We start from the raw sequence: 7209 nt of genomic DNA, 5'->3' as shown, positions 1-7209 counted from the left end.
CTCGTCAGGCTCATAACCTGAAGGCCGCAGGTTCAAATCCTGCCCCCGCATCCAATAAAACGCCGCCAGATCATTGATCTGGCGGCGTTTTGTCTTTCCGGGCCCGTGTCACCTGAAACCCCGCGGCGGCCTCCGCCCCCGGCTTTACCAGGCGTGGGAGCCCCGGGGCGGAAAGGCCAGGGAGAAGTTGACGTCATCCAGGGTCAGGTTCGGATTGTAGAAAGGGTCCGCATCCAGGATGCCAGCCCAGCGTTGCTTCATGTAGGCGATTTCCCGCATGAAGATCTCGAACTGATCTGGTTGCGTGGGCGCCCCACGGGACATGGATTCCAGGTGGTACAGTTCCGCGAACGGCGTCCAGATCACGCGATAACCCGCCTCGCGGATACGCAGGCAAAGGTCGACATCGTTGAAGCTGACCGCCAGATTATCCGCATCCAGGCCGCCCACCTGCTGAAAGACAGATTTCCGCACCACCATGCAGGCGCCGGTGACGCAGGAGAGTTCCTGCACCAGTTTCAGCCGCCCGAAATAGCCCGGATCATGCCGATCGGCAAACTTGAAATGATGATTTGCGACACCCAGGACCCCGGTGACGACCCCCGCATGCTGAATTCGTCCATCCGCGTAATAGAGCTTCGCCCCGACGACGCCCACGTCCGGTCTAATGGCATGGGAGACCATTTCCGACAGCCAATCGGGATGGATGACTTTGGTATCGTTATTGATCAATCCGATCAGATCGCCCTTAGCCAGGGCGACAGCGTGATTATTGATGGCGGAGTAATTGAAAGGCAGGTCATAGGGCACAACCCGCACCCGTGGATCGGCCGCCAGACTTACGAAATATTCCAGCGTTTCAGGCTCCCGGCTGCCATTGTCGACGATGAGGATGTCAAAGGCCGGATAGTCGGTCTTCTGTAACAGACCGTCGATACAGGGGCGCAAAAGATCGATCTTGTCCCGCGTCGGGATAATCAAGGTCACATGCGGGGCCGGGACCGGCAGCTGACGGACGACCCGGGTGAACCATTCCATGCCGGGGACCGGTTCGGCCTTCGCGACAATTCCGGTCCGGTCCAGGTGATCCTGGACGGCCCGCCGTGCAGCGGCAACCGCCCGGGGCAATGCCGTGCTGGAGAAGGATGCCGATCCCTGGAACACCCGCCAGTGATAAAGGATCTCTGGAATGTGGCGGATACGGTCGGCGGAGGTCCGTTCCGACGCGCGCAAAACCAGATCGTAATCCTGGCTGCCCTCGTACCCTTCCCGGAAGCCGCCGATGGTGCGCAGCAGGTCGGTCCGGTAGACCCCCAGATGGCTGACCATGTTCTGGCCAAGCAGCAGATCGGGGTTCCAATCCGATTTGAAATAGGCGCCATAGCGGCGGTTGTCGGCGTCGATCTTATCCTCGTCCGAATAGAGGATATCGGCCTGGGGATACCTTTTGATCTCCACCGCGACCCGGTACAGCGCGTGGGGAGGCATGATGTCATCATGGTCCATCAGGGCGACAAACGCCCCGGTCGCCATGGCCAGTGCGGTGTTCGACGCGGCTGAAATATTGCCATTGGTGGGCCTGAAGGCCAGCTTGATCCGTCGATCCCGTGCCGCATAATCGCTGAGAAGCGTCTTCACCGCCGGATCGGTCGAGGCATCGTCGGCGATGCACAATTCCCAATGGGGGTACAACTGCCCGACCACCGCGTCCAGTGCCTGACGCAGATGATCAACGGGCGGGTTGTAGACCGGCATCACAACGGAAATGACCGGCAGCTCAGTCAGCGACCGCACCTGCGCCCGGATCGCCGCCCGATCCCACTCATGCAGGGTGTCGTACAGGGCAACCCAGCGATCATAGGAACCCGGCACCCGCGCGCGCAGCGCCAAAGGCGTCCGCTCCAGACCGGCAATGTCCTGGCCGGTGGAACGCAAGGATTGCCACTGCCGGCGCCAGTCGCGCCCATAATGGCGGATCAGATGATAAAGCGCTTCGAGCTTGCTGATCTCACGGAACTGGAGCCTGGCGAGCTGGAAGCGGGCCGACCCGATGGTCGGTTCCAGCCGCAGCCCCACAATGTCGCGCGGCAGCACCAGCAACTGTTCCAGACGGCCATCCCGCACAGCCGGCAATGCAAATGCATTCTGCTCGCCGAAGCCGTCGCCGGTATCGAAGCGCAGCATCGGCAGCAGCGTCCCCGAAGCCTTGGCCACCGTGAAGGAAAGCAGGCACCATCCGCGCGGGGCCCGCTGCTGGCTGGAGCCCAGGAGCAGCTGTGGTGCGTCGCCTGTGCTCTCGCAGGGGAGCCCCTCCGGTCCGGCGGGACCGACGGTCATTTCCCGTGCCTGCCGGACGGTCAGGTGATGGATCACTGCCGGCCGGTAGATCATCGCCCGCTCCGGCAACAGGCGTCGGGCCGATCGCCCGACCCGGTCCAGCAGGCGGCGCACGGCGCGGACCGGTCGTGTCAATCGCCAGGAGGTTGATTGAACGAAGGCGATGATCTGCTGGTCGCGATCACGTATGGCCTGATCGCGATCGTGAACCATTGCAATGTGGGTCGCCAGCTTGCTGCTGGTATCCTGCAGGCGGCCTTGCAGAGCGGTGAGTTCCGCCCGCTGCCGCCGCCGCTCCTCCTCCTGCGCGCTGGTCAGGGCCGCGACCTGCCGGTCCCGCCCGTTCAACGCGGTTTCCAGCGCCCGGATGCCATCCTTCTGGCTCTGGATGGTGTGTTCCAGCGCCTGGATCACTCGCTCCCGTTCCCGGGACAGGTATCCATCCGTGATGCCATCGCCCAGCCTGGCAAAGAAGCCGCGGACCTGTTCACTGGCCATATCGTCATCGGCCTGCTGGGCAAACAGCCACCGCAGGTCGTCGTCAAGATCGTTGCCGACCGCCAGCACACCCAGTCCATGGGCGTGCAGGAAGGTGAAATGCGGTCGCCCGACGGTGACTTCTGCCCACAGTTTCCAGACGCCAAAGCCGGGCTGGTGCACATTGATGTCATGGAAAAGGATGACCCCGCGCCGGCTCATCTTCGGCAGCCAGGTCTCGAAATCATGGCGCACGGCCTCATAGGTATGAAGCCCGTCAATGTGCAGCAGGTCGATGGACCCATCGTCGAAATGCGGCAGCGCCTCGTCGAAATGCATCTGCATCAGCCGTGAGAAGGCGCCATATCGCGGGTCGTGATGGGCGGCCAGATCAGCCAGCACCTCGGGTCCATAAAGACCGGCCTGCGGATCGCCGGCCCAGGTATCAACCGCGTGGCATGCTGTCGATATCCCCAGCGTCTGTACGGCCTGGCAGAAGGCGGAGTAGGAATTGCCGCTATGGGTTCCCAACTCCACCAGAACCGCGGGGCGCAGGACATCGACAATCCAGAACGCGAACGGGATATGACCCAACCATGATGGTGGGTGGACGACCCGGTCGGGAGTGATGAACGCGGCCGCGCGGCTCAGCCGCGAAAGATACTGCGGTTCACGATCAAACACAGACTGTGCCAAAAGCGATCTCCTCTCGACCCGCGCCCAATGATCCGCCCATGGCCGGCCGCACGGTAGCAGGAGCCCGGCCAATCTGGAAGCCGGAACCGGGGTTCACTTGTTTCCATATCGGAATGACTATTGCTGTCAGCCTGGCCCCCTTGACCAGGTCTTTGCGGGACGACATGGCGATATCCGGCAGCGGCCCGGGCAGAAATCCCTGCATGCCGAAGTTGCTCCCGCCCCCTGTTACAGATCGTTACAAAATCGTCCCCCCATGCCCCTGGACGGACAGGTGGGGTTTTCCTGCATAATGCCGCCGCTTATCCCTCCCCCCTGATGCGAAGGCTCCATGCTGCAGAAGATCCAGGCCGCCAAGGCCCTGTCCGCCCAGACCGCCCTTGACCGTCGACAGGTGCTGATGGGGGGGGCTGCCGGGATCGCCCTGGTGGCCCTGCCGAAGGGACCGGCTTTCGCTGCTGCCGATGTGGCCGCGCGCTTCCTGGACGGGCTGACCGATGACCTGCTGACCCGCTATCCGGAAAACACCACGCAACTGGGCCTGGATAAGGACCGGCATGCCGGTGCGCGTGCCATGCTGGCCGACCGGTCCCTGGCCGGGATCGAGGCGCATCGCAAGGTGGTCGTGAAGCAGCTGGCCGCGGTGAAGGGGCTGGATCGCACGGGCCTGCCGTCCGACATGCAGGCCAATCTGGATGTGGCCCAGGCCTCGCTGGAACTGTCGGCGGAGGGGCACAGGTTCCGGTTCGGCGACATGGCACTGCTTAATCAGAGCTATTCCTATCGCAACAGCCCCTATGCGGTGGCCCAGAATGTCGGCGCCTTTGTCGAGGTGCCCGACTTCATGACCAGCCAGCATAAGATTGAGGCCAAGCCCGACGCCGATAGCTATCTGCAGCGCTTGTCGGCCTATGCCACCTGCCTGACGGATGAAACCGAGCGTCTGCGGCAGGAGGCAGGCCAGGGCATCAGCATGCCGGATTTCCTGCTGGACAAGGCCATCGGCCAGATGAAGGCCGCCCTGGCCCAGCCCGTGGCGCAGTGGGAAATCGTCGGTCATTACACCGAAGCCGCCGGCAAGCTGGGTCTGGGCAAGCCGGGTGAGGCCGCCACCATCGCCGAACAGAAGGTGCTGCCGGCCCTGCGCGCGCAATTGGCGGAGCTGGAACGGCAGCGGCAGACGGCGCGCAGCGATGCCGGCGTCTGGGCCCTGCCGCAGGGGGAGGCCTATTATGCCTGGGCCCTCAGCGCGGCCACCACGACCAAGCTGCCGCCGGATCAGGTCCATGCCATGGGGCTGGAACAGCTGGCCCAGCTGCAGGCCCGCATGGAGCCGCTGCTGCGTGCCCAGGGATTGACTCAGGGCACGGTGGGCGAGCGCATGGCCGCCCTGGGCCGTGACCCCAAGAACCTGTTCGAGAATTCCGACAAGGGCCGGGCCGACCTGCTGGCCTATCTGAACGGGTTGGTCGATGGCATCCGCAAGCGCATGCCGGACGCTTTCACCCAGCTGGTGCCCGGCAATCTGGTGGTCAAGCGTGTACCTGTTGCCATCGAGGCGGGCTCCCCCGGCGGCTATGCCAGTGCCGGGTCCATGGATGGCAAGCAGCCCGGCAGCTATTATATCAACCTGCGTGACCTGTCGATCTGGCCGCGCCATTCCCTGCCCACCTTGACCTATCATGAAGGCATCCCCGGCCATGTCTGGCAGGGTGAATACAGCTATAAACTGCCGCTGATCCGCAGCCTGCTAGCCTACAGCGCCTATACCGAGGGCTGGGCCCTTTATGCCGAACAGCTGGCCGACGAGCTGGGCGTCTATCAGGACAATCCGCTGGGGCAGCTGGGCTATCTGCAATCCATGGCCTTCCGTGCCTGCCGGCTGGTGGTGGATACGGGCCTGCATGCCAAGCGCTGGACCCGCGATCAGGCCATCAACTGGTTCGTTACGAATAACGGCTCGACCGCAGCCCAGGTCACGGCAGAGGTCGACCGTTACTGTTCCTGGCCGGGTCAGGCCTGTGCCTACAAGATCGGCCACACCCAGATCAACCGCGTGCGCGACGATCTGAAGGCCAAGCTGGGCAGCCGCTTCGATTTCCGCCGCTTCAACGATGCCCTGGTGATGACGGGCAATGTGCCGCTGAGCCGGCTGGGAGCGCTGGTGGAGGCACGCCTGACGGCCGCGTGATGGATGGGCCTTGCTGCCCCATGGTTGCCGGGTTATCCGTCGCTCTGCATGCAAAGCAACGGGTACCGGCCGGCCGGGCCCGTCGAAAACGCGTCAGGGAGGCCAAGTATTGATGGACACGCCGCATTCCATGTCTCGCCAGGATATCCGCACCCTGGCGCTGGCCTCCCTGGGTGGGGCGCTGGAATTCTATGATTTCATCATCTTCGTCTATTTCGCCACCGTCATCGGGCAGCTGTTCTTTCCACCTGAACTGCCGGACTGGGTGAAGCAGCTGCAGACCTTCGGCGTGTTCGCGGCGGGGTATCTGGCCCGGCCGCTGGGCGGGATCATCATGGCGCATTTCGGCGACCGGCTGGGCCGCAAGCGCATGTTTACCCTGTCGATCCTGATGATGGCCCTGTCGACGCTCGGCATGGGTCTGTTGCCGACCTTCGCCCAGATCGGGCTGCTGGCACCGATGGCGCTGCTGGGGCTGCGCGTCTTGCAGGGGGCGGCCATCGGCGGCGAAGTGCCGGGCGCCTGGGTCTTCGTGGCAGAACATGTGCCGCCGGGCCGGGTGGGACTGGCCTGCGGGGCGGTCACCTGCGGCCTGACCATCGGTATCCTGCTGGGCTCGCTCGCCGCCACTGGCCTGAACATGGTTTTCAGTCCGGCCGACATTCTGGACCATGCCTGGCGCTTCCCGTTCCTGCTGGGCGGGGTCTTCGGCCTGATTTCCGTCTATCTGCGCCGCTGGCTGGAGGAAACGCCTGTCTTCAAGGCCCTGCAGGAACGCAAGGCCTTGTCGGATGAAATGCCGCTGCGCATCGTCATGCGTCAGCATGGGCGGGGGGTCGCTATTTCCATGGCGCTGACCGGCCTGCTGTCGGCGGGGATCATCGTCATGATCCTGATGACGCCGTCCATCCTGCAGAAGGCCTATGGGATTGATGCGGCCACGGCGCTGAAGGCCAACAGTGTGGCCACCTTCTTCCTGTCGATCGGCTGCATCCTGTCGGGCCTGATCATCGACCGGATCGGCGGTGCCCGTTTCTTCCTGTTCTTCAGCCCGTTGCTGGGTGGCATGGCACTGGTGCTGTTCCTGACCTTGCGTGTCGATCCGGCCTGGCTGTTCCCCGTGTATGGGCTGACGGGCCTGTCAGTCGGGGTCATCGGCGCCGTGCCCCATGTCATGGTGCATGCCTTCCCGGCGTCGGTCCGGTTCAGTGGGCTTTCCGCCTCCTACAATCTGGCCTATGCGGTGTTCGGCGGGCTGACGCCCATTGCCGTGACCATGATGATGCAGGTCAGCGCCCTGGCGCCCGCCTGGTACGTGGTGGCCTTCAGCATCGTGGGCATGGGCGTCGGGCTGGCGCTGCGTACCAGCCCCCGCTACGCGACGTGAGAGGACCCTTGGAGGCCAGCGACCGCTGGCCCGCGGGCGCGTGCCCGCGTAAGACAAGCCGCCGGATGGCGGCGCCCGGCGTTTGAGGGAAAATGCGACTATCAAGGGTCATGATTCATGA

Annotated in this window: 3 protein-coding genes; 2 read left to right on the top strand and 1 reads right to left on the bottom strand. The window is 63.9% G+C overall.

Going from position 1 to position 7209, the window contains the following annotated elements; genetic code table 11:
* Nucleotides 1–144: 144 nt before the first annotated feature.
* Nucleotides 145–3510, bottom strand: coding sequence for a glycosyltransferase (locus tag ACODTW_RS11805; RefSeq protein WP_488946204.1), 3366 nt, complete (start codon nucleotides 3508–3510; stop codon nucleotides 145–147).
* 331 nt (nucleotides 3511–3841) lie between these two features.
* Between ACODTW_RS11805 and ACODTW_RS11800 the strand changes: the two genes are divergently transcribed.
* Together ACODTW_RS11800 and ACODTW_RS11795 are read left to right on the top strand one after the other, a co-directional pair.
* Nucleotides 3842–5701: a DUF885 domain-containing protein gene (locus ACODTW_RS11800; RefSeq protein ID WP_488946203.1), complete on the top strand. Its 1860-nt coding sequence runs from the start codon at nucleotides 3842–3844 to the stop codon at nucleotides 5699–5701.
* A gap of 112 nt (nucleotides 5702–5813) precedes the next feature.
* Nucleotides 5814–7088 carry an MFS transporter gene (locus ACODTW_RS11795; protein ID WP_488946202.1) on the top strand — a complete coding sequence of 425 codons (1275 nt, stop codon included), beginning with the start codon at nucleotides 5814–5816 and terminating at the stop codon, nucleotides 7086–7088.
* The last annotated feature ends 121 nt before the right edge of the window (nucleotides 7089–7209 follow it).

The organism is Niveispirillum sp. FG148, assembly GCF_057809655.1.
Note: the sequence above shows the minus strand (reverse complement) of the source record. Positions and strands in the feature narration are given on the sequence as shown.

Coding starts and splice junctions, on each gene's coding strand:
- ACODTW_RS11800 (WP_488946203.1), top strand. CDS start 3,842: ATGCTGCAGAAGATCCAGGCCGCCAAGGCCCTGTCCGCCCAGACCGCC.
- ACODTW_RS11795 (WP_488946202.1), top strand. CDS start 5,814: ATGGACACGCCGCATTCCATGTCTCGCCAGGATATCCGCACCCTGGCG.